This is a genomic window from Micromonospora sp. R77 (assembly GCF_022747945.1).
Taxonomy (GTDB): domain Bacteria; phylum Actinomycetota; class Actinomycetes; order Mycobacteriales; family Micromonosporaceae; genus Micromonospora.
Map to the genome: position 1 here is coordinate 6,716,013 of NZ_JALDST010000001.1, position 21,270 is coordinate 6,737,282.

Consider the following 21,270-nt stretch of genomic DNA (forward strand, 5'->3'; position numbering starts at 1 on the left):
CTATCGATCTCGACATCCTGTGGATGTCGACATCGTGCTCGGCCACCGCCGCTTCGACGAACCGATCGAGGGGGTGGGAAGTCGGTTCACGCTCCGGCGACGGGTCGGTCGAGGCGGCGGCGGATGTCCGACGTGGCGTGCCGGCTGAGCCAGGCGGTCAGGGCGGGCTCACGCTCCCGCCACAGCCGCAGGTTCAGGTCGAGCATCAGCCCGCCCAGCCACCCGGCGTCGGCGTCGGTCAGCACCCGGGCGTTCCACATCAGGACCAGTCGGCCGAGGGGTGCGTCCGACGGACGCACCACCACGTAGTCGTCGCCGGGCGTCAGCCCACCGACCACCCAACTGACCGCCTGGCCCACGCCCACCAGCGCCCGGATCGTCGCGGGGTCGCCGCAGACGTGCCGGGTCTGCGGCACGAAGCCGTACCGGCGGCAGAGCCCCAGCTCGTGGTCGCGGACCACCGGGTCCGGGTCCACCACCCACTCCTCGCCGGCCAGGTCGGCCATCCGCAACCCGGCCCGCCGGGCCGCCCAGTGCCCGGCGCCCGCGGCCACCGCGTACGGGGCGACGAGCAGCGAGCGCATCCGGACCGGCCCCCGCCCCCGGGGCGTCGCCGGCCCCGTGGACCAGCCGTAGAAGAGGTCCAGTTCGTCGGCGTGCACCCGCCGCACGGCCGTCGGCAGCGGCACCTGCTCCCACTGCCACGCGGCGGCGGGTACCGCCGCCCGCAGCCGGGTGATCACCTGCTGCGGGGAGATCAGCCCGAAGGCCAGTCTCAGCCGCTCGGGCAGGTGCGGCCGCGGACGCGGTGGCGACGTGCCGGGCCGCCGGATCGCGGCCGCCCGGGCCAGGGCGGCGTCGACCTGGTCGGCGCCGGCGAGCAGGACGTGCCCGGCGGGGGTCACCGTGGCGACGCGGGCGCGAGGCACCAGCAGGGCGACGCCGACCACCCGGTGGAGCCGGGCGAGCCGGCGGTACACCGCGGGCCGGGCCAGCCGCAGCTCCCGGGCGGCGGCGGTGACGCCGCCGTGCTCGTGGACCGCGCGCAGCACCGCCAGGTCCGACCAGGTCACCCGGTCGGGGGTGGCCGGCGGGAGCGCCGGGTCGCCGGCCACGGCCCGGGCCCGGCGTACGGCGGCACGCCAGCCGGCCTCGGCCCGGGCGGCGGCGTCCGCCACGATCCGCCCGGCGTCGGTGGGCTCGCAGCGGCGCGGGGTGCGGACGAGCAGCGGCGTACCGAGCTGGCGTTCCAGGCGCGCGATCCGCCGGGACAGGGCCGGCCGGGTCCGGTCGAGCGCCGCTGCCGCCGCCGTGACCGAGCCGTGCCGCACCGCCGCCCGCACCGCGCGCAGATCCTGCCACTCCATGAAACCGAGTTAACACCTTCGATGTACGCGACGACCGCGCGAACCGGGTACGCCGTCTGCGGGCCCCGAGGGGCGTGGCGTCAAGTGGCGGAACCGGTCTCTCGCCTCACCACCCGGTCGGTCCGGTCCGCCGAATGGCTCCAGCCGCCCGTCTCAGTGATGACCATCGCTGGAAGCGACTGCCAGAATGATCAGCGTGTCATTGCTCGGTCACTCTGCGGCCACCACCGATGCCACGGGAGAGGGCCGGGCCAACCGGTTCATGGTGGTCCTGCTGGGCCTGCACCGGCTGACCTGCCTGGCGCCGGCGGTCGTCGCCTGCGCCTACGGCGCGTACCGGAACACCTGGGCCAACCTCGGGCTGCTCGCGACGGTGATCGCCTGGAACCTGGCGTTGTTCCGGGCCACCCGGCGGCGAGGGTGGTTCCCGGCGGCGCTGGTGCACGTCGACGTCCTGCTGGCCGGGCTGGTCCTGGTCGTGGTGACGGCGAACCTGACGACCGACGGCACCACCCCGAACTGGGGCAACCTGGTGATGCAGGCCAGCGGGTCACTGGTGGGAGCGGCACTGACCCGGCCGTGGTCGGTGGCGGTCGGGCTGCTCGCGCTGGCCCTCGCCCAGTCGGCCGTGATCATCGGCCACGGCCCCGGGACCGGCCTGCCGGCACCGGCGCTGGTGCACGCCGTCAACGGCGTGGCCTGCTTCGCCCTCGTCGCCGCCTTCGCCGTGCGCTACCTGCGCCGGGTCGGGCGCAACCTCGACCGGACCAACGCGCACCGGCTGGCCGCCGAGGCCGAGGCCGCCGCCGACCATGCCCGCTACGTCACCCGGCTCGCCCACCACCGGGCGCTGCACGACACGGTCCTCACCACCCTGACGGTGATCGCCCGTGGCGCCGTGGATCCCGGGCAGCCGGACCTGCGCCGCCGGTGCGCCCGGGACGCCGAGGTGATCCGCGGACTGCTCGCCGACGGGTGCGACCCGGCGTTCGGCACCGTCGGCGAGGCGCTGCGGGAGGTGGTCGGCGAGGTGTCCCTGCTGGGGCTGCGGATCCGTTACCAGGGAACGACCGTCCCGCCGGGCGTACCGCCGCAGGTGGTGCAGGCGCTGCGGGCGGCGGCCCGGGAGGCGCTGAACAACGTCGTGAAGCACGCCGGGGTCGAGGACGCCTGGCTCACCGTCACGAGCGAGGGCCGGGGGCTGCGGGTGACGATCGTGGACCGTGGCCGCGGTTTCGACCTGGGAGCGGTACCACCGGGTTTCGGCTTCCGGCACTCCATCGTCGACCGGGTGACCGAGGTGGGTGGGCGGGCCCGGGTCTCCAGCGAGCCGGGAGCCGGCACCTGTGTAGAGCTGACGTGGGCCGGGTGATCCGGGTCGCGGCGGTCGACGACGACCGGATGCTCCTGGAGGGCCTGGCTGCGTGGCTGTCCGGCGTCGGCGACGTCCGACTGGTACGGGCGGCGTCCACCGTGGAGCGGCTGCTGCGAGACCTGACCGAGCCGGTCGACGTGGTGCTGCTGGACCTGGTGCTGCGCGACGGCAGCGACGCGGCGGAGAACGTCCGGCGGCTGGCGGCGCAGGGGCGTCGGGTGCTGGTGGTCAGCGTCTGGGCCCACCCGGACCAGGTGGTGGCCACCTTCGCCGCCGGGTGCAGCGGTTACATGACCAAGGACCACGACCTGCCGGCGCTGGCCGCCGCGATCCGTGAGGTGGCGGCCGGCCGGCCGGTCTTCTCCTCCGAGCTGGCGTTCGCCTGCCTGGGGGACACCCGGGCGACGCGTCCCCGGTTGTCCCCACGGGAGCGTGGCGTGCTGCTCGCGTACGCCTCCGGGATGACGCTCAACGCCACCGCGCGGCACCTCGGCATCAAGCCGGAGACCGCCCGCACCTACCTCGACCGGGTCAAGGCCAAGTACCACGATCTCGGCCGACCCAGCCGCACGAAGCTCGACCTCGCCGAGCGGGTCCGCGAGGACCGGCTGCAGGCCGGCTGAGCCGTCACCGCACCGTCCCGGCGCAGGTCCACCCTGCCCCGGGGTCGTGCTGTCCCCCGGACGGGGGGCAGGCGGGCGGCCCGATCGTCCCCCGAACATCCGGCGTGACGCCATCGACACGCATCGTTAGCTTGAGATCGCGCAGCGTCGTTGTCACGTCCCTCCCCCACGGACGGCCGACTTCTCCTCGACGCTGCCGCTCCCCCACCGGTCGTCTCCAGGAAGGGCCAGGGCATGCCGCAACTGATCGGTATCGACGAGGCGGAACAGCTCACCACCAGACAGGTGCACCAGCTGTACCGCGACCACGTCAGTCGGAGTCAGGTCTCGCTGATGACGACCTTCGGGTTCGGCCGCGAACTGGTGGACCGCGCCGAGGGCGTCTGGATCCAGCTGCGCGACGGGCGCCGGGTGCTGGACTTCTCCGGCGGCGTCGGCGTGCTCAACCACGGGCACAACCACCCGCGGATCCTGGCCGCGCGGCGGCGGTACGCCGAGGCGCACCGGATGGAGGTGCACAAGGCGTTCTTCTCGCCGTACCTGGCGGCACTGAGCCACAACGTGGCCGCGCTGCTGCCCGGGGACCTGTCCGTGTCGTACTTCCCGAACTCGGGGGCCGAGGCGAACGAGGGGGCGGTGAAGATGGCGTACAAGTACCACGGCGGGCGGCGGAACACGGTGCTGCGCGCCGACATCAGCTTCCACGGCAAGACCCTCGGCGCGGGCAGCCTCACCGGCTCGTCGGAGAACGCGTTCCGCTTTCCCGGCCTGCCCGGCATCGTGGTGTACCCGTACGGCGACCTCGCCGCCGTACGGGCGGCCGTGGACGCCGCGCGGACCGGGGACGGCGACTGCGACGTGTACGCCATCCTGGTCGAGCCGTTCAGCGCCTCGACGATGCGGCGGTGGAGCGAGGACGACCTGCTGGCCCTGCAACGGCTCTGCCGCGAGCGGGACATCGTGCTGATCTTCGACGAGGTCTACACCGGTTGGGGCAAGACCGGCAGCCTGTTCTACTTCACCCGGCACGAGGGCCTGCTGCCGGACATCCTCACCTACTCCAAGTCGCTCGGCGGCGGCAAGGCGTCCATCGCCGGCTACACCGCCCGCGAACCGGTCTTCCGGCGCGCGTACGACCGGCTGACCGACGTCATCCTGCACAGCACCACCTACTACGGCTTCGGCGAGGAGACCGCCACCGCGCTGGAGGCCGTCGCGGTGGTGGTCGACGACGACTACCCGGCCCGGGCCCGTGCCCTGGCGGCGGTGCTGCAGCCCGGCCTGGACCGGCTGGCCAAGACGTACCCCGAGGTGATCGCCCGGGTCGACGGGGCCGGCGCGCTCTGGGGGGTGTTCCTCGGCGGCGGGCCGGGCCTGCTCGACCTGGCCGGCAAGCTGATGCCCGGCTTCACCCACGACCCGCAGTTCCGCACCAAGCTCATCACCCTGTCGGTGATCGCCCACCTGTTCCGCGAGCACGGCATCATGACCTACTACAGCCCCAACGGGGACAACCCGCTGATGGTCGCCCCGAGCCTGGTGGCCACCGCCGACGACGTCGATCACTTCCTGACCGCGCTGGACGCCACCCTGTCGCGGGGCCTGCCCCGGCTGCTGGCGGCCTTCGCCCGGGAGCGGGTGACGTCCCGGTGGTGACCAGCGGCCACGTCGTGGTGACCGGCGCCAGCGGCATGCTCGGCTCGCACCTGGTGCGCCGGCTGCTCGCCGAGGGACACCGGGTGCACGGCGTCGACCTGCTGCCCGCCGCGCAGGTCCACCCGTGCCTGGTGCACAGTCAGGGCGACGTCCGCGACGCCGCGCTGCTGGCCCGGGTGCTCGCCGACGCCTCCGCCGTGGTGCACTGCGCGGCGGCGCTGCCCAGCTATCCGGCCGAGATGATCCGGTCGATCATCGTGGACGGCACCCACGCGGTCCTCGGCGCGGCCCGCCGGGTGCAGGTGCCCCGGGTCGTGCACATCTCCTCCACCGCCGTGTACGGCCTGCCCCGGCTCGTGCCGACCCCCGAGGACCATCCCCGTGAGCCGGTCGACGCGTACACCCGCGCGAAGGTCGAGGCGGAGCTGCTGGTGGAGCGGTTCCGCGCGGACGGCATGTGCGTACCGGTGCTGCGCCCCAAGACCTTCCTCGGGCCGGGCCGGATGGGCCTGTTCGCGATGCTCTTCGAGTGGGCCGAGGAGGGCCGCAACTTCCCGGTGCTCGGGCGCGGTGACGTCCGGGTGCAGATGTTCGCCGTGGAGGACCTGGTCGACGCGGTGCTGACCGTGCTCGCCGCCCCGGACGACGTGGCCGGGGACACCTACAACCTGGGCGCGGCCGAGTTCGGCACGCTCCGCGAGGACTTCCAGGCGGTGCTCGACGCCGCCGGGCACGGCCGGCGGGTGGTCGGCCTGCCCGCCGGGCCGGCGCTCGCGGCCCTGCGCGCGCTGGAACGCAGCGGACTCTCCCCGGTGTACGGACGGCTGCTGCACAAGCTGCGGGCCGACTCGTACGTCAGCATCGACAAGGCACGGGAGCGGCTGGGCTTCACGCCCCGGCTCGCCAACCGGGACGCCATCCTCGGCACCTACGCGTGGTGGCGGGCGAACCGGGACGCCGGCGCGTCGACCGGGGCCGGGCGGACCAGCCGGGAACCCTGGCGGCAGGGTGCCCTCTCCCTCGCGAAGATCTTCTTCTAGGGCGGGCGGACCGATGCCCCTCCTCGACTCCGCCCCCGCCGCCGTCGCGGCCGTGTCACCGCCGCCGGCCCGCCGGGCCCGCCTGGTGGTGGACCTGGTCCGCCTGCTGCGCCCCACCCACTGGATCAAGAGCCTGCTGGTCGTCCCGCTGCCGCTGCTCGACCCGCTCTCCTGGCACCCGGCCGGACTGGCCCGGCTGGGCTGGTCCGTCGTCGCCTTCGTGCTCGCCGCGTCGGCCGTGTACGTCGGCAACGACGTGGCCGACCGGCACCGGGACGGCCACCACCCGGTGAAGCGGCACCGTCCGGTGGCCTCCGGCCGGGTGCCGGTGCCGCTGGCGTACGCCTGCTGTCTGGTGCTGCTGCTCCTGCTCGGCCTGCTGCTGGCCGCCGGTCTGGTCGGGCCGACCTGGCCGGTGCTGGCGTACCTGGCGCTGAACGTCTGGTACAGCCGGGGCCTCAAGCACGTCCCGCTGGTCGAGGCCGGTGTGGTCGCCACCGGGTTCGTGCTCCGCGCGGTGCAGGGTCACCTGGCCGTCGGGGCCGACGTGTCCGCGTGGCTGCTGATCACCGTCTTCGCCGGCTGTCTGGTGCTGATCGTCGGCAAGCGCCGCCAGGAGCTGCTGGACGGCGGGGTCGCCCACCGGCCGGCGCTGCGCGGCTGGTCGGTCGAGCTGGCCGGGCACCTGCTCCAGCTCACCGGCGTGCTGGCGGTCACCGCCGGACTGGTCTGGGTGCGTACGGAGGCCCCGTTCGACCCGTACGGGGAGGCGGCGATGCTGCTGTCCACCCCGTTCGTTCTCTACCTGATGTCCCGCTACCTCCAGCTGGCCCTGGTCCGGCGGGCCGCCGGCGATCCCGTCCGGCTGCTGCTGCGCGACCGCGCGGTGGTCGTCGCCGCCGTGCTGTGGGCGACCGCCCTCGGCGCCCTGTACGCCGCCACCCTGTCCTGACGCCGCACCGGCGCCCGCCCGAAGGAGAGCAATGCCCGCGCACACCCCGACGGTCTCCGTCGTCGTGCCCAACTACAACCACGCGAACTCGCTGCCGTTGACCCTGCCGGCGCTGCTCGCCCAGACCCATCCCGCCACCGAGATCGTCTTCGTGGACGACCGGAGCACCGACGACTCGGTGGCCGTGGCCGAGGCGCTCGGCGTACCGGTGGTGTCCACCCCCCGCAACGGCGGCCCGGCGCTGGCCCGCAACGTCGGCGCCGCCCGGGCCCGCGGCGAGATCCTGCTCTTCGTCGACTCCGACGTGGAACTGCCCCCGGACACGGTGGAGCGGGCGGTACGGCTGCTGGCCGACGACCCGGCGGCCGGCGCGGTCTGCGGCACCCTCGACGAAGTGCCGCTGGTCCGCGACAGCCTGGTGCAGGAGTGCCGGTGCCTGCAGGCGCACTGGTGGCGGATCAGTTCGCTCGGCGACGTCAGCTTCCTGTTCACCGCGATCTGCGCCATGCCGGCCCGGGTGTTCGCCGAGATCGGCCCGTTCCACGAGGGACTGCGGCAGACCGAGGAGGTCGAGTACGGCGAGCGGCTCGCCGGCCGGTACCCGATCCGGCTCACCGACGCCATCCACGGTCGGCACCGGGACGACGACCGGCTCTGGCCGATGCTGCGCAAGGTGTTCCACCGCAGTCGACTGCGGATGCCGCTCTACGCGCACCGCCGTCGCGCCGCGCAGGGCTTCGAGACCGCGGCCCGGATGTGGGCCGCCGTCGCGGCGCTGCTCGGCACGGTGGCGCTGCCGCTGCCGCTGCTGGTCGGGCCGGCGGGAGCGCTGGCGTCGCTGGCGGCGGTCGCGGCGTTCCTCGCCTGTGACGTCGGCATGTACCGGTTCGTGGCGCGGCGGCGCGGCCCGGGACTGCTGGTCGCGTTCGTCGGGGTGCAGTGGCTGATCAACCTGGCGATCGCCGCCGGGGCGGGTGCCGGGGCGGTGCAGTGGCTCTGCTCCCGCTCCTTCCGCGACCTCTACGCCGGCGGCCCGCGCCCGGCCGACCGGGTGCCGGCATGACCGTGCTCGCCGACCCGACCGACCCGCGGGCGACGCCGGCCGGTGCGCCGCGCCGGTGGTGCCGGGCCACCCGGCTGGTGTACGCGGCGGCGCTGGGCTGGCTGCTCCTCACCGCCGCGCACCGGGCGTTGACCGGGCGCTGGTGGTTCTGGCTGCTGCCGGACCTGGTACCGCCGGCCGCGTACCTGCTGGTGCCGGTGGCGCTGGCGGCGGCCGTGGCGGCGGCGCGGACGCTGCGCCGGCCGCTGCCCGGTCGGCCGGCGGTGACGGTGCTGGCCGCGGCGGCCACCGCGCTCGTGCTCGGCCTGCCCGACGCCGGCCTCAACCGGTACGCCTTCGCGTCCCGTCCCGCCCCGCCGCCGGGGGCGCTCACGGTGGTCGCCTGGAACACCGGCTACTGGGACCAGGACGACGATCCGGAGGCGTTCCTGCGGTTCCTGGTCGCCCTGCGGGCCGACGTCTACCTGCTGCAGGAGCACCTCTACTGGGACGCCGCCGCCGGGCTGGCCGGCGCCCGGCCCGTCCCCGACCCGGACCGGCTGCGCCGCGCGTTCCCCGGCTGGACCGTGGTGGCCCGGGGTGAGCTGCTCACCCTGTCCCGCTTCCCGGTGGTCGGGCAGCCGGCGATCGGTCCCGACGTCGCGGCCGGCCCGGACACCGACTTCGGGCGGGTCTTCACCACCGCCAAGGTGCTCCGCACCGACCTGCGGGTGGGTGCCCGGGTGCTGTCGGCGTACAACGTGCACCTGCCGGTGCAGGTGAACCTGGCGCCGGCGCGTTTCCTGGCGTTCGTGCGGGAGCGCGACGCGGCCCGCCGGGCGCAGCTGGCCGGGCTGGGCGCGGACGTCGCCGCCAACCCGAACCCGGTGCTGGTGGCCGGGGACTTCAACACCACGCCCGCCATGGGCGACCTGCGCGGGCTGCGCGACCGGCTGCGCGACGCGGCGGACGCCGGATCGGACGGGTACCCGACGAGCTGGCCGGCCGGTCGGCTGCCCGCGGCCTGGCGGCTGGACTGGACGCTGACCTCGCCCGCCGTGCGGGCGCACCGGTACGCGCTGGGCGATCCGCACGGGCTCTCCGACCACCGCACCCAGACCACGCTGATCTCACTGCCGGAGGCGTCATGAGCCAGCTACCGACCGTCTCGGTGGTGATCCCGGTGTACAACGCCGCGAAGACACTGCGCCGCTGTCTGGAATCGGTGGCGGCGCAGACCCACCCGCCGGTGGAGGTGCTGGTCGTCGACGACGGCAGCACCGACGGGTCGCGGGCGGTGGCGGCCTCGGCCGGGGTACGGGTGCTGGCCCAGCCGGTCAACGGCGGGGTGTCCGCCGCCCGCAACGCCGGGGTGGCGGCCAGCACCGGCGAGGTGGTCTTCTTCGTCGACTCCGACGTCGCGCTGGCGCCGGACGCGATCGGCAACGCCCTGGCGGTGCTGGCCGACGATCCGCGGTGCGGCTGCGTCTACGGCGTCTACGCCCCGACGCCGCTGATCGACGACGGCCCCGTCGAGCGGTACCGGGTGCTGCACCTGCACTCCGCGCTGACCCGGGCCGTCGGACCGGTCGACACCGCCGTGTTCGCGCTCGCCGCCGTCCCCCGGGCGGTGCTGCGGGAACTCGGCCCGTTCGACGAGAACCTGCGCAGCGCCGAGGACGACGAGTACAGCGAGCGGCTGCTGACCGGCTACCGGATCCGGCTCACCGACACCGTCGTCGGCTGGCACGACGAGGCGGACCGGCTGCTGCCCCTGCTCGGTGAGCAGTACCGTCGGGCCCAGCTGCTGCCCTGGTCGCTGCGCAACCGCTACCGCCGCCGGGGCCTGGCGCTGAACCCCACCGTCGGGGTACTCGCCGCCGGGCTGACCGTGCTCACCCTGCCGGCCGCGTTCCTCGGCCCGTACGGGCCGGCGGTGCCGGCGGCCTGCCTGGCCCTCTTCACCGCCGCCGACCCACCACTGGTGGCGTTGCTGCGCCGGTCCGGCGGGACCGGGTTCTGCGTCCAGGCCCTCGGCGTGCACCTGCTGGTCAACGTCGCGCTGATCACCGGTGCCGTGGTGGGGCTGGTCCGGGCCACGTTGGACCCGTCGTTCGGGCCGTCGTCGCGTACCGCCGCCCGTCCCCTCGACTCGACGAAAGGAAGGTGAGGTGGTGGCCGTCTCCGCCCCCCTCGTCTCGGTCATCGTGCCCAACTACAACTACGCCCGTACCCTGCGACTCTGTCTGGCGGCCCTGGCCCGGCAGACCCACCGGCCGGTCGAGGTGATCGTGGTCGACGACCACAGCACCGACGACTCGGTGGCGGTCGCGCGGTCCTTCCCCGGCGTGCGGCTGCTGCGTACGCCGGTCAACAGCGGACCCTCGGTGGCGCGCAACGTCGGCGCGGAGGCCGCCACCGGCGAGGTCCTGATGTTCGTCGACTCGGACGTGGCGCTGGCGCCGGACGCGGTCGCCACCGCGGTCGCGATCCTGCGCGCCGAGCCGGGCGTCGGCGCGGTCTGCGGGAACTACGACACGGTCCCGCTGATCGACGGCACCTTCACCAAGGACTACCGCAACCTGTACCGGCACTGGTACTTCCACGTCGCCGAGGGGAGCATCACCGGTTTCCTGTCCACCGCGATCCTGGCCGTGCCGGCCCGGATCTGGGCCGAGGTGGGCCCGTTCAACCCGCGACTGACCCAGAGCGAGGGCGCCGACGTCAGCGAACGCCTCACCGCCCGGTACGAGGTACGGATGACCAGCCGGGTGATCGGCCGGCACGACGACGACGCGACGCTGCGGATCGCGCTGGGCAAGGTGTTCACCCGCACGCGGGTGCACATCCCGTTCTTCCTGCACCGGCGCCGGGTGGTGGGGGTGGTCACCTCCACCGAGTCGGGCACCGGGCTGGCGTCCTGGCTGGCCGCCGCCACCGTGCCGCTGCCCCTGCTGGCCGGTCCGGGGTGGGCCGCCGTACCGCTGCTGCTGCTGGCGCTGTGGCTGCTGCGCGACGCCCGGATGTACCGCTACGTGCGCGCGGCGCGCGGCCTGCGCTACACGGTCGCCTTCGCCGCCCTGCACCTGGTGGTGAGCCTCACCATCGGGGTGGGGGTGGCGGTGGGCCTCGTCCAGTGGCTGCTCTCGCGCCGGTTCCGCCGCCTCTACGAGGAGCCGGCGGTGGCCGCGTGACCGCCGTGCAGGCCCCCGTCGACCCGGCCCCGGTGCACAGCCGGCCGGGCCCGGCCGGCCGCCGGGTACGGGTCCGCGTCGGGCGGACGGTGACCGCGCTCGCCGGGGCGTGGCTGGCGTTCGTGGTGGCGCACCGGCTGCTCAGTGGCCGCTGGTGGCTGTGGCTGGCGCCGGAGCTGGTCCCGCCGGTCGCGTTCGTCGGCGTGCCGGTCCTGCTGCTGGTGCTGGGCCTGCTCGCCCGCGGGTTCCGCGCCCGGGTGGCGCTGCTCGCGGTGGCCGGGCTGCTGCTCGGCGGGGACCTGGCGGGGCTCAACCCGGCGGTGCTGACCACCCCGCCGCCCGCCCCACCGGACGCGCTGCACCTCGTCTCGTGGAACACCACGGTGTGGAACGCCACCGACGACCCGGACGTCTTCTACCGCTCGCTGACCGGCCGGCACGCCGACATCTACCTGCTCCAGGAGTACAAGCCGGACGACGACCCGGCGCGACGCGACGCCGACCTGGCCCGGCTGCGCCGCGAGTTCCCCGGCTACCAGGTGGTGCTGCGCGGCGAACTGGTCACCGTGACCCGGTTCCCGGTGGTCGGGGTGGTCGCGTTGCCGGCCGATCCACCGGCCGGTTCCGACTGGCGCACCGACTACTGGGAGGTGAAGTCGCTCCGTACCGACCTGCTCGTGCGGGGCCGGACCGTGTCGGTCTACAACACGCACATCCTGGTGCCGCTGGACCTGAGCAGTCCGCTGCGCGAGCTGTTCTACCGGCGTCGGCACGAGTTCTTCCAGCGCCGGGAGACGCAGTACCGGGCGCTCGCCGCGGACCTCGACCGCAACCCGAACCCGGTGCTGGTCGCCGGTGACCTCAACACCAGCCCCGCCATGGCCGACCTGCGCCGGCTCACCGACCGGCTCACCGACGCCGGGCGGGCCAGCGGGTCGGCGTACCCGACGTCGTGGACGATCGCCGGGCGGCGCTGGTGGCGGCTGGACTGGACGTTCGTCTCCCCCGACTGGACGGTGCACCGCTACCGGCTGCGGGACGCCGGGGACATGTCCGACCACCGGATGCAGGACGTCCGGCTCTCGCTCGGTGGTGCCCGGTGAACCGGGCCCGGGTCCTCGGGGCGGTGCGGGTGGTCGGCTACGCCGCGGTGCTGGCCTTCCTCGGCTGGCAGGTGTGGCGGGTGCGGCACGGCATGGCTGACAGCCTGCGGGCCGTCGGCTGGGCGCCGCCCTCGCCGCCGGGGTGCTCGCGGCGGTCGGCGGGGTGCCCGGCTTCGTCGGCTGGCGGGTGCTGCTGGCCGGGCTGGGCACCCGGCTGTCGCTGCGCGACGCCACCCGGGTCTACTTCCTCGCCGGCCTGACCCGCTACCTGCCCGGCGGGGTGTGGCCCACGGTGGCGCACGCCGCCATGGCCTGACCGCTGCGCCAGCCGCCGGCCCGGCTCGCCGCCGCGTTCCTGGCCAGCCAGGGCCTCGCCGCCGTCTCGGGTGTGCTGGTCGGCGTCCTGGCGCTGCCCTGGCTGGTCGCGCGGAGTCCCTGGTGGTGGCTGCTGCTGCCGGCCGGCCTGGCCGCCGCGGCGCCGGTGCTCGCCCCGGGCCTGCTCGCCCGGCTGCTCGGGGCCGCGGCCCGGCTACTGCGCCGCGGCGACGCCGGACCGTTGCTGCCCGGCCGTCCGACGCTGCTGAGGGCGACCGGGCTGATGGTGCTCGGCTGGCTGATCAGCGGGCTGCACGTCACCGTGCTCGCCGTCGCCCTCGGGGCCGATACCGGTGCGGCGCTGCCGCTGGGCGTCGGCGGCTTCGCCCTCTCCGTGGTCGCCGGCCTCTGCGCCGTGGTGCTGCCGACCGGGTTGGGCGTCCGCGAGGTGGCGCTCGCGCTCACCGTGGCCGCCCTGGTCGGCGGCCCCGACCTGGTGACCCTCGTCGCGTTGAGCCGGGTGCTGCTCACCGTCGGCGACATCGGCTCCACCGCCGTCGTGCTCGCCCTGCTCGCGGCCACCGGCCGCCGCCCGACCGGCCCTGGAGAACCGCCCGATCCCGCCGACCCGCCCGATCCCGCCGACCCGCTGTCCCGGCCGACTCCCGCCGGCCCGGCCGGTGCCGCCGGCCCGCTACCCCGCCCGACTTCCACCGACCACCTCGAAGGAGCGCCCTCATGACCGCCACCGACCTGCCCTCCGACCGGCTGCCGGCCCCGCCCCGGGTCACCGGCGGCGGGCTGCGCGGCGCGACCCGCCGGCTGCGCAGCGCGTTGAGCACCGCCTCCGGCGTCGAGGTGCTCTCCACCCTGCCGTTCCTCGCCGGACCCCTGGCCCGCCTCGAGCGCCGACCGCTGCTGCACGGACTGGTGCTGTCCGCGTTCGGGCTGCGCCGGCCGCTCTTCGTGGACTTCCCGGTCCGGCCCGAGCCGCGCTTCGGCTACGGCCGCCCCGACCACCCCGCCCTCACCGCCCTGCTCGACCGGCGACGGGAGGCGTACGTCGACACCCTGCGGCGGTTCCTCACGCACGCCGACCGGCTCGCCGCCGTACCGCTGCGCGGGGACCTCGACTCCGGCTCGCCGTACTGGGTCAACGGCTGGCTGCCGCCGCTGGACGCGCTGGCCCTCTACGGCTTCCTGGCCGAACGGAACCCGAGGCGCTACGTCGAGATCGGCTCGGGCAACTCGACCAAGTTCGCCCGCCGGGCGGTACGGGACCACGGCCTGCGGACCCGGATCACCTCGATCGACCCGGCACCCCGGGCGAGCGTCGACGTGCTCTGCGACGAGGTGGTCCGCAGCCCGCTGGAGCGTACCGACCTGAGCGTCTTCGACACCCTCGAAGCGGGCGACGTGCTCTTCTTCGACGGCTCGCACCGCAGCTTCATGGGCTCCGACGTGACGGTCTTCTTCTTCGAGGTGCTGCCGCGGCTGCGTCCCGGGGTGCTGGTGCAGGTGCACGACATCATGCTGCCCCGCGACTATCCGCCGCAGTGGCGGCACCGGCACTACAACGAGCAGTACCTGCTGGCCGCGTTCCTGCTCGCCGCGCCGGAGCGCTGGCGGATCGAACTGCCGAACGCGTTCGTGGCCGGCGACCCGGAACTGCGGGAGGTGGCGGCCCCGCTGTGGCACCGGCTCGGGCTGACCGAACAGTTCCTGCCCGCGTCGTTCTGGCTGCGCGTCGGCGCCGACTGAACGGACCGACCGGCTGGTCGACACGCCGGGCACACCCTTGCGGTACGGCAAGTTTTGCCTGCTCCGGACGAGGGTAGGGGTCGCGTCAGTCAGGACGACTGACATCGAACGACGGGGCCGAGCTGTGGACGAGATGACCGCGTACCTGGATCTTCCGGTCGGATCCGGTGCTCTCGCTGCCGCCCGCCGGGTGGTCGAGTCGACCCTGGTGGGGTGGGGGTTCGCGGACCGCCAGGACGTGGGTGACGCGGTGCTGGTCACCAACGAGCTGGTGGCCAACGCCGTGCGGCACGGCGGCGGCTGCCTGAGCCTGCACCTGCACAGCCGCAGCGACGAGGTCACCATCTGCGCGGTGGACGGCTCGGCCGTCGTACCGCGTCACCGTGACCCCGACGGTGACGGCGGCCGGGGCCTGAGGATCATCGAGGCCGTCTGCCGGGCGTGGGGGGTCGAGGACCTGGGCGAGGGCGGCAAACGGGTCTGGGTTCGTCTCGCCCGGTCGGAGGTCCGGCGGGGCGGCTCCGTCGCAGCCGTACCGGGACGGGGACGGGCCCTGCAGGCCCAGGAAGCCGGCTGACGGGGGCGACGAGGACGGGGGGCGGGTCGCTGTCGGCGGGCGGTCCGGGCTGCCGGGCTCGACAGCCCGGACCGCGGGCCGACGACCCGGTCAGTCGCCGCGAACGGTGCCACCGCTCGCGGTCGCGCCCGCCGTGGCAGGCTCGGTGGCGACCTGGTGCTCGGGCCATCCGAAGAGTTCCCCGTCGGGGCCCTGCCGCAGCTGACGGATCTTCGGCACCATCAGGATCATGACCACTCCCAGCACGATGACGCCGAGCGCGATCTCCAGGGTGGTGGAGCGGCCGATATGGTCGGACAGCGGCCCGACCAGGGCGTAGCCCAAGGGTGCGATGGTGAAGGAGACGAGCCAGTCGTAGGAACTGACCCGGGAGAGCACCTCCTCCGGGATGAGTCGCTGCACCACCGTCGTCCAGACGTTGTTGACGAAGGCGACACCCGCGGCACCCATCAGCGCGGCCACGATCGTGAGGACCACCGGGGCCGGTCCGATCAGCGAGGCGATACCCAGGCCGGTGAGCAGCAACGCGAGGTGTCCGACGACCAGCGGCCGGCGCGGCCGCAGGCGCAGCGCCACCGCTCCACCGAGCAGCGCACCCACCGCCATGGCGGCAGCGACCGCGCCCCAGCTCGACGCCCCTCCCGCTTCCTTCGCGACGATGATCGGGCCGAGGACCCAGAACGCGACCGAGCCGAGGTTCCACACCGCGTGGCCGCACAGCGCCACCCAGTACCAGGTTCTCGAGGCCATCTGCCGCCAACCGATCACCAGGTCGGTGAGGAAGGTGTTGCGTTCGGTGCGGACGATCGGCGGCAGGGAGAGGCGGCTCAACGCCAGGGCACTGATGCCGTAGCTGAGCGCGTCGACCAGGTACACCCAGCCGACGGAGGTGGTGGCGATGGCGAGACCGGTCAACGCCGGCCCGAGGATCTCGGCGCCACTGCGGGACATGTCCATGAGCGCGTTGGCCTGCTGCAGCCGAGGCTTGCTGATCGTCTGCGGGACCAGGCCGGTGAACGCCGGCTTCGAGACCGCCGACGCGGCGCCGGCACACACCGACGCCACCATCAGGATCGCCACGCTGCCGCGGCCGGTGAGCAGGATCAGGCCGAGGCCGGCCTGGACGGCCAGCATGAACAGATCGCTGCCGACCATGAGCAGCCGGCGCGACATCCGGTCCGCCAGCGCGCCGCCGAAGATCAACAGCAGCACCCGGACGATGGTGGAGATGGCGAGGATCGCACCGAGATCGGTGGCCGAGCCGCCAACGGACAGCACGGCGAAGACGAGCGCGACGCCGATCGTCGCGTCGCCGACCGCCGAACTTGTGACGCCGATCCACATCAGCCGGAACGGACGCTCGACCAGAGCGCCGAAGGATTCCTTCATTCTCGAGTCGTTTCCCTCGTCTCGTCGGACCCGGCGGCCCGTCCTCGTCGGAATGAGCCGGCCGGTCGAAGGCCTCGCGCGCTATGCCGGCAGCAGGGGCCGCACGGTGGCGATGATCCGTTCGATGCTCCCGAAGTTCGCCGAATCCAACAGGTCGTCCGGGATGGCGACACCCAACTGGTCCTCGAGGGTGACGATCAGGCTCACCATCTCGATGGACGTCATGCCCTGCTCCTGAAGGTCCGCCTTGTCGTCGAACGGTTCCTTCGCCATGACATCGGTGATCGCGGCGATCACCGCGGATCGGACGTCCCGTTCTTCCACGATGTTCCTCTCTCCAGATCGGATCTCACACGAGGACCGGCGGCCCGCCGGTCACAGGGATTCGAACATCGACCTGGCGATGTCCCACGAGATCTCCGCCAGGTCGGCGTATCCGTTCTCCTGGAACCACAGCGCATCGTCCACGCTGCGTACCAGGCACCACTTGTACGTGGTGGCGAGGTCGAGGACTGCCACCTCGGCGAACCGTTCCATCCGTCGCTCGACGGTGGCGTTCGTCGCGTCACCGCCACGGATCTCGCTCCAGCGGTTGCGCAGCAGCGGCACCACCTCGTACGCCGGATCGCCGCTCTGCGGCTTCGGGTCGATGGCGGCCCAGCCGTCCTCGCCACGGCCGAGGATGTTGGCGTAGTGGAAGTCGCCGTGCAGCAGCGACGGCTCGGCGGGCGGGACCGAGAGTTCCTTGCACAGCTGCACGGCGGACGTCAGCAGCGCCTCGTCGCACGGTCTGCCGAGTCGCTCCCAGTCCTCGAGGAACTCCCCGCTCCAGCGGGCGGCGGTGTCACTGGTGCTCCGCAGGCCGGCGACGGCCGGGACCCGCAGGTCCTTCAGGATCGCGGCGGCGATGTCGAGCGCCTGCTCGATCGGTACGTCGTGCAGGGTCCGCTGCTCGTCCAGCCGCTCCAGCAGCATGGCGCCGGACGCCTCGTCCGAGCGCAGCACGGAGACCGCACCGCGGCCGGCCCAGGTCTGCAGCGCCAACGACTCCGCGCGGGTCTCGTCGTCGATCCAGCCCACCTTGAGCGCGCCACGCCCGCCGTTCGCCGTCCGCACCCGCAGGACGACGGCGCACATCCCGTAGAGCGGCGGCCCGTCCTGGTGGAGCTCCCACTTCTCGAGCAGCCCGGCGACCGTCGCTGGGAGCTGGTCGATCCACGTCCGGCCGGGCTCTCCTTCCCGCTCGACGATCATCTTGCGAAAGTCTTCGGAGACCTGTAGCAACTCGCTTCTCCCGACTGGACGGTGCCTGTTCGATGTGCTGGTACACGGTACGTCTCTTCACGGGCGCCGCGGCCCGTCCGCTCACGCCGGACCGGTGCCGGCCACCTCGAGCAACAGGAGGGAGCAGGAGTGGGGACTGGTCGCGACCACGAGCACGATGTCGCCGACCGCCGTCTCCGGTTCCTCGAGCAGCAGGCCCACGGTGTGCAGGGCGTCGGCGGAGAAGCAGTGCCCCACGTCCTTCGCCGCCGGCCGGTACAGCGCGGTCTGCCGGCCGCCCACCGCGGCCCGGAACATCTGGGCGACGTTCAGCCCCACATTGCTCGTGACCACCTTGGCGCACTGCTCCCGGTGCAGACCGGCCGCGTCGAAGACCTGGTCACTGAGCGCCCGCAGCGCGGTCACGTGGTGACGGGCGCGCATCAGGGGTGGCGCTCCGGCCGGCGGTGAGACAGGCAGCGCCGCCATGGCGCGCAGCCGTACGGCGGGGCCGGTGCTGTCCCACGACACCAGACAGGACGCGGCACCGTCACTCATCACGGTCCGCGCGTCCTGGTTCAGTCGAGTTCCCCGGGTGACCTGGTCGGCGGTGACGACCAGGACGCCGGCACGGCGGTCATCGGCCCGGAGGCGGGCCTCCGCAGCGGAGACAGCCAGGTAGAGGTTGTCGCACTCACGCCCGCCCACCACCCACCCGTCGACGTCGTCGAGACCGGAGCCGGCGAGGAGCGTCCGCAGCGCCTTCGACGGGTTCCTGGCGGTGAACGTGTCCGACGTGTAGACGGCGGCGGTGACCGGGAGCCGCTCCCCCGCGTACCCGAGGGTCTGTTTCACGCAGCGCGCCGCCATGGCGAGGAGGTCCTCCTCGGCCTGCCGGTAGTGGCGCAGGTCGGCCCGCTGCAGGGCCTCGGCCTCGGCGCGGACGTCGGGGTCCGACGTGTCGCCGATCGCCTGCCGGTCGCCGAGGGCGACGGCGAAGCCGGACAGGTACGGCAGTTGCTCAGGCATCAGGGCGTTTCCCAGGATCGTGCGCCGAGGGCGGTTGCGGGCGACATGTCGGATGGGGCGGGGACGGCGGGAGGCGCCGTCGTCCACCTCGGCCGGTGGCAGGTGGCGGTCACACGGGCGCGGTCTCGGCTTGTCGTTCCCGGGCGACGTCCAGCAGGTCCGCGAACGACGGCGCGGAGAGCACGTCGAACGTGTCGAGCAGGACGCCGAACTTCCACTCCAGATCCACGCACAACAGGATGATGTTGAGTGACGACGCGCCGGAGTCGTCGACCGAATCGGTGAGCGAGAGATCCGCGCCGAGCGACGCGCGGACCGTCGCCAGGAAGGCGTCCTCGGTGACCGGGGCCACCGGCTGCGGTGAGTCCGTGACCAGCCTCGCGACGTCGGAGCGGGACACCTTGCCCGTGCCGTTGAGCGGAATCCGCTCGGTGAAGCCGACCCGGCAGGGACGATCGGCGCCCCGGAAGCGACGGGCCACCTCGTCCCGGATCCGCCCGGTGTCGGTGCCGGCCGTCGGAACGATCAGAGCGGCGACCGCGGAGCCGAGAACGGGATGCGCGACCGCGGCCGTCGCCGCCTCCCCGACCCCGGGGATCTCCCGCAGGGCCGCCTCGATGTCCGGTAGCGACACCTTCTCGCCGCCGACATTGACCACTTCCGAGCTGCGGCACCGGAACCACAACCGCCCCTGGTCGTCGTACTCGCCGATGTCGCCCATCGGCACCCAGACGCCGGCGGAGCGCCGCGGCGCCTGGCCCGGCAGGGCGATCAGGCGACGGGTACGGCCACCGGCCGGCCGCAGGTGGATCTCACCAGGCCGGCCCGGCTGCTCGATCACCGAGCCGTCCTCGTCGACGAGACGGACCTCGCTGCCGAAGCACGCCGGCCCCAGTTCGCCCGCCCAGCCCGTCGACTCGTAGTCGTCCACGCGGCAGATCAGGGCGGCCCGCCCGGACTCGGTGCTGGAGTAGTCGGCGTGGATCTGGGCCTTCGGGAAGATCGCGCGGAGCTTGGCGATCTCCGGCACGCCGATCGCCGCCGACCCCAGGCCGATGCGGGTGACGGACGCCGCCGCCTCGGGCGTGCCCGATCCGTCGAGCAGCCTGACCATGGAGGGGACGAGCTTGAGATAGGTGGGCCGGTACTCCTCGACCGCGTTCCAGAAGCTCTCGCCCGTGACACCGTTGAGGGTCACCACCTGCCGCCCGTCCAGCAACGGCGCCGTCAGGTTGCCCAGGGCGTCGCCGGTGTAAAGCGGGGAGAGGTTGACCATGACCTGGTCGGACCAGCGCTCCGGCAGGTCACGGAAGAGGTCGGACAGCGGGATCGCCACCGCCTTCGGCATTCCCTCGGTGCCCGAGGTGAGCACGATGGCGGCGTCACGGTGCTCGTCCGGCCCGACGTACGGGTCGGGGGTACGGTCCACGGAACGCCGCCAGGCCCACCCGGAACCACCCAGGGCACCGACGAGCCCGAGCCCCTCGGAGACGACCGAGTGGGCCGATCGATCCGCCGGCAGCAGGACCGGCACCGCGTCGACCAGCCACACGGCGAGGAGGGCCACCGCCGCGTCGGCGGCCTCGGGCCGGGCGAAGGCGAGCCCCACCCGGGCCCCCGGCGACAGGGTGTCGGAGAGATCGGCGGCGAGGGCCTCGGCCCGCTGCCACCACTCGCCGTAGGACAACGCGCACCCGCCCGCCACCCGGTGGGCGATCCGGGAGGGGCGCTCCAGCGCACGCCGCTGGAGCGCTTGCGTCAGCTGCATCTGCCCACCTTCTCGGGAAGCGGAGTTGACGATGATCCGGCACCGGCTGCGCGGTCGAGGACCGCCCCCCACGGGTCCGGCTCGGTGAGCACGTCGACGGTGTCCCAGCCGAGCTGTCCGGCGGCCGTCAGATCGATCTCGACGCTGTCACCGACCATGACGATCCTGTCCCAGACGCCGGTCGCCGCCCGCCGGAAGAAGGCCGGGTCGGGCTTCTTACCGACGCCCTCACTGGACAGGTGCAGCTCGTCGAAGGGCTCGAACAGGTCGAGGTCCCGCAGGAGGTGCGTCATCTGCTCGCGGGTGAGAATGCAGTTCGACAGCAGGCGCAGCGTGTGCCCCTCGGCACGCAGGCGGGCCAGCAGCCCGGCCACCCCGGGCGCGGCGGTGTACCGGCCGTCGGCGTTCCCGGCCGCCGTCCACAGCGCGGCGAGAGCCTCCGACAGCGACGGTGCATCGGCTCCCCGGCACAGCGTGCGTCGCAGCACGTCCTCCGTGGCGAGGTTCATCGCGCCGTCTCCCAGACAGCTCGTGATCATGGGATAGATCGCGCGTTGGGCGCGGGCCACCGGGATCCCCAGGTGCCGGGCGAACAGACCGGCCCAGTGCTCTGCGCGGGGGGCGTCGGGCGCCGAGACCACCACGGTGTCGAAACAGTCGAAGACGACCAGCGCCATCAGGCCGCTCCCGACATCACGAACACGGCGACCGATCCGTCGCGCGACCAGCACCAGCGGCCAGGAAAATGGCGTGCGTCACTATGGACATCCGAACGTCGCCGTTGACCGGTATCCACACGCACATATCCAATTCCCC

21 protein-coding genes are annotated in these 21,270 nt (G+C 73.7%); 14 read left to right on the forward strand and 7 right to left on the reverse strand.

Annotated elements, in window-relative coordinates; genetic code table 11:
• Nucleotides 1-86: 86 nt before the first annotated feature.
• Nucleotides 87-1,367 carry a LysR family transcriptional regulator gene (locus tag MRQ36_RS31135; RefSeq protein WP_242800293.1) on the reverse strand — a complete coding sequence of 427 codons (1,281 nt, stop codon included), beginning with the start codon at nt 1,365-1,367 and terminating at the stop codon, nt 87-89.
• A gap of 196 nt (nt 1,368-1,563) precedes the next feature.
• Between MRQ36_RS31135 and MRQ36_RS31140 the strand changes: the two genes are divergently transcribed.
• The 14 genes from MRQ36_RS31140 to MRQ36_RS31205 all read left to right on the forward strand — a co-directional run bounded on the left by MRQ36_RS31140 (nt 1,564) and on the right by MRQ36_RS31205 (nt 15,005).
• On the forward strand, nt 1,564-2,739 hold the full coding sequence (locus MRQ36_RS31140; RefSeq protein ID WP_242800294.1) for a sensor histidine kinase: 1,176 nt from the start codon (nt 1,564-1,566) through the stop codon (nt 2,737-2,739).
• Nucleotides 2,736-3,365 (forward strand): response regulator transcription factor, encoded by a 630-nt coding sequence (locus MRQ36_RS31145; protein ID WP_242800295.1) that lies wholly within the window; start codon nt 2,736-2,738, stop codon nt 3,363-3,365. Before MRQ36_RS31140 ends, MRQ36_RS31145 begins: the two co-directional genes overlap by 4 nt.
• A 333-nt stretch (nt 3,366-3,698) precedes the next feature.
• Nucleotides 3,699-5,021 carry an aspartate aminotransferase family protein gene (locus MRQ36_RS31150; protein WP_242801495.1) on the forward strand — a complete coding sequence of 441 codons (1,323 nt, stop codon included), beginning with the start codon at nt 3,699-3,701 and terminating at the stop codon, nt 5,019-5,021.
• On the forward strand, nt 5,015-6,061 hold the full coding sequence (locus MRQ36_RS31155) for an NAD-dependent epimerase/dehydratase family protein (RefSeq protein WP_374250987.1): 1,047 nt from the start codon (nt 5,015-5,017) through the stop codon (nt 6,059-6,061). The genes MRQ36_RS31150 and MRQ36_RS31155 overlap by 7 nt, the downstream gene beginning before the upstream one ends.
• Nucleotides 6,062-6,074: 13 nt before the next feature.
• On the forward strand, nt 6,075-7,013 hold the full coding sequence (locus MRQ36_RS31160) for a UbiA prenyltransferase family protein (RefSeq protein ID WP_242800296.1): 939 nt from the start codon (nt 6,075-6,077) through the stop codon (nt 7,011-7,013).
• Between the two features lie 31 nt (nt 7,014-7,044).
• Entirely contained in the window at nt 7,045-8,076 is a 1,032-nt protein-coding gene (locus MRQ36_RS31165) for a glycosyltransferase family 2 protein (protein ID WP_242800297.1), read from the forward strand.
• Nucleotides 8,073-9,206 carry an endonuclease/exonuclease/phosphatase family protein gene (locus tag MRQ36_RS31170; protein ID WP_242800298.1) on the forward strand — a complete coding sequence of 378 codons (1,134 nt, stop codon included), beginning with the start codon at nt 8,073-8,075 and terminating at the stop codon, nt 9,204-9,206. The genes MRQ36_RS31165 and MRQ36_RS31170 overlap by 4 nt, the downstream gene beginning before the upstream one ends.
• Complete coding sequence (locus MRQ36_RS31175; RefSeq protein ID WP_242800299.1) at nt 9,203-10,225, forward strand: glycosyltransferase family 2 protein; 1,023 nt, start codon at nt 9,203-9,205, stop codon at nt 10,223-10,225. Before MRQ36_RS31170 ends, MRQ36_RS31175 begins: the two co-directional genes overlap by 4 nt.
• A gap of 4 nt (nt 10,226-10,229) precedes the next feature.
• Complete coding sequence (locus tag MRQ36_RS31180; RefSeq protein WP_242800300.1) at nt 10,230-11,249, forward strand: glycosyltransferase family 2 protein; 1,020 nt, start codon at nt 10,230-10,232, stop codon at nt 11,247-11,249.
• Nucleotides 11,246-12,352, forward strand: a complete 1,107-nt coding sequence (locus MRQ36_RS34220; RefSeq protein WP_242800301.1) for an endonuclease/exonuclease/phosphatase family protein — start codon at nt 11,246-11,248, stop codon at nt 12,350-12,352. The genes MRQ36_RS31180 and MRQ36_RS34220 overlap by 4 nt, the downstream gene beginning before the upstream one ends.
• Before the next feature lie 142 nt (nt 12,353-12,494).
• Nucleotides 12,495-12,668, forward strand: coding sequence for a hypothetical protein (locus MRQ36_RS31190; protein WP_242800302.1), 174 nt, complete (start codon nt 12,495-12,497; stop codon nt 12,666-12,668).
• A gap of 72 nt (nt 12,669-12,740) precedes the next feature.
• The gene (locus MRQ36_RS31195; protein ID WP_242800303.1) at nt 12,741-13,409 is read left to right on the forward strand and encodes a hypothetical protein; all 669 of its coding nucleotides are present in this window, start codon (nt 12,741-12,743) and stop codon (nt 13,407-13,409) included.
• The gene (locus tag MRQ36_RS31200; RefSeq protein ID WP_242800304.1) at nt 13,406-14,428 is read left to right on the forward strand and encodes a class I SAM-dependent methyltransferase; all 1,023 of its coding nucleotides are present in this window, start codon (nt 13,406-13,408) and stop codon (nt 14,426-14,428) included. The genes MRQ36_RS31195 and MRQ36_RS31200 overlap by 4 nt, the downstream gene beginning before the upstream one ends.
• A gap of 133 nt (nt 14,429-14,561) precedes the next feature.
• Nucleotides 14,562-15,005 carry an ATP-binding protein gene (locus MRQ36_RS31205; RefSeq protein ID WP_242800305.1) on the forward strand — a complete coding sequence of 148 codons (444 nt, stop codon included), beginning with the start codon at nt 14,562-14,564 and terminating at the stop codon, nt 15,003-15,005.
• 90 nt (nt 15,006-15,095) lie between these two features.
• Here the strand turns inward: MRQ36_RS31205 and MRQ36_RS31210 are convergent, their stop codons facing one another.
• The 6 genes from MRQ36_RS31210 to MRQ36_RS31235 form a co-directional block, all read right to left on the reverse strand.
• Nucleotides 15,096-16,394, reverse strand: a complete 1,299-nt coding sequence (locus tag MRQ36_RS31210) for an MFS transporter (protein ID WP_242800306.1) — start codon at nt 16,392-16,394, stop codon at nt 15,096-15,098.
• Nucleotides 16,395-16,475: 81 nt separating this feature from the next.
• A complete protein-coding gene (locus MRQ36_RS31215; protein WP_242800307.1) occupies nt 16,476-16,691 on the reverse strand; it encodes a phosphopantetheine-binding protein in 216 nt (71 codons plus the stop codon).
• A 78-nt stretch (nt 16,692-16,769) separates the two neighbouring features.
• On the reverse strand, nt 16,770-17,648 hold the full coding sequence (locus tag MRQ36_RS31220; protein ID WP_242800308.1) for an aminoglycoside phosphotransferase family protein: 879 nt from the start codon (nt 17,646-17,648) through the stop codon (nt 16,770-16,772).
• Nucleotides 17,649-17,759: 111 nt separating this feature from the next.
• Entirely contained in the window at nt 17,760-18,686 is a 927-nt protein-coding gene (locus tag MRQ36_RS31225; protein WP_242800309.1) for a hypothetical protein, read from the reverse strand.
• A 109-nt stretch (nt 18,687-18,795) separates the two neighbouring features.
• Nucleotides 18,796-20,454, reverse strand: coding sequence for a class I adenylate-forming enzyme family protein (locus MRQ36_RS31230; RefSeq protein ID WP_242800310.1), 1,659 nt, complete (start codon nt 20,452-20,454; stop codon nt 18,796-18,798).
• Nucleotides 20,445-21,131 (reverse strand): HAD family hydrolase, encoded by a 687-nt coding sequence (locus MRQ36_RS31235; protein WP_242800311.1) that lies wholly within the window; start codon nt 21,129-21,131, stop codon nt 20,445-20,447. Before MRQ36_RS31235 ends, MRQ36_RS31230 begins: the two co-directional genes overlap by 10 nt.
• Nucleotides 21,132-21,270 lie beyond the last annotated feature (139 nt).

Excerpts from the sequence above, each read along its gene's own strand:
- MRQ36_RS31170 (WP_242800298.1), top strand. The coding sequence starts at position 8,073 with ATGACCGTGCTCGCCGACCCGACCGACCCGCGGGCGACGCCGGCCGGT.
- MRQ36_RS31150 (WP_242801495.1), top strand. The coding sequence starts at position 3,699 with ATGACGACCTTCGGGTTCGGCCGCGAACTGGTGGACCGCGCCGAGGGC.
- MRQ36_RS31205 (WP_242800305.1), top strand. The coding sequence starts at position 14,562 with ATGACCGCGTACCTGGATCTTCCGGTCGGATCCGGTGCTCTCGCTGCC.
- MRQ36_RS31175 (WP_242800299.1), top strand. The coding sequence starts at position 9,203 with ATGAGCCAGCTACCGACCGTCTCGGTGGTGATCCCGGTGTACAACGCC.
- MRQ36_RS31160 (WP_242800296.1), top strand. The coding sequence starts at position 6,075 with ATGCCCCTCCTCGACTCCGCCCCCGCCGCCGTCGCGGCCGTGTCACCG.
- MRQ36_RS31225 (WP_242800309.1), bottom strand. The coding sequence starts at position 18,686 with ATGCCTGAGCAACTGCCGTACCTGTCCGGCTTCGCCGTCGCCCTCGGC.
- MRQ36_RS31235 (WP_242800311.1), bottom strand. The coding sequence starts at position 21,131 with ATGGCGCTGGTCGTCTTCGACTGTTTCGACACCGTGGTGGTCTCGGCG.
- MRQ36_RS31165 (WP_242800297.1), top strand. The coding sequence starts at position 7,045 with ATGCCCGCGCACACCCCGACGGTCTCCGTCGTCGTGCCCAACTACAAC.
- MRQ36_RS31220 (WP_242800308.1), bottom strand. The coding sequence starts at position 17,648 with ATGATCGTCGAGCGGGAAGGAGAGCCCGGCCGGACGTGGATCGACCAG.
- MRQ36_RS31230 (WP_242800310.1), bottom strand. The coding sequence starts at position 20,454 with ATGCAGCTGACGCAAGCGCTCCAGCGGCGTGCGCTGGAGCGCCCCTCC.
- MRQ36_RS31200 (WP_242800304.1), top strand. The coding sequence starts at position 13,406 with ATGACCGCCACCGACCTGCCCTCCGACCGGCTGCCGGCCCCGCCCCGG.
- MRQ36_RS31210 (WP_242800306.1), bottom strand. The coding sequence starts at position 16,394 with ATGAAGGAATCCTTCGGCGCTCTGGTCGAGCGTCCGTTCCGGCTGATG.
- MRQ36_RS31135 (WP_242800293.1), bottom strand. The coding sequence starts at position 1,367 with ATGGAGTGGCAGGATCTGCGCGCGGTGCGGGCGGCGGTGCGGCACGGC.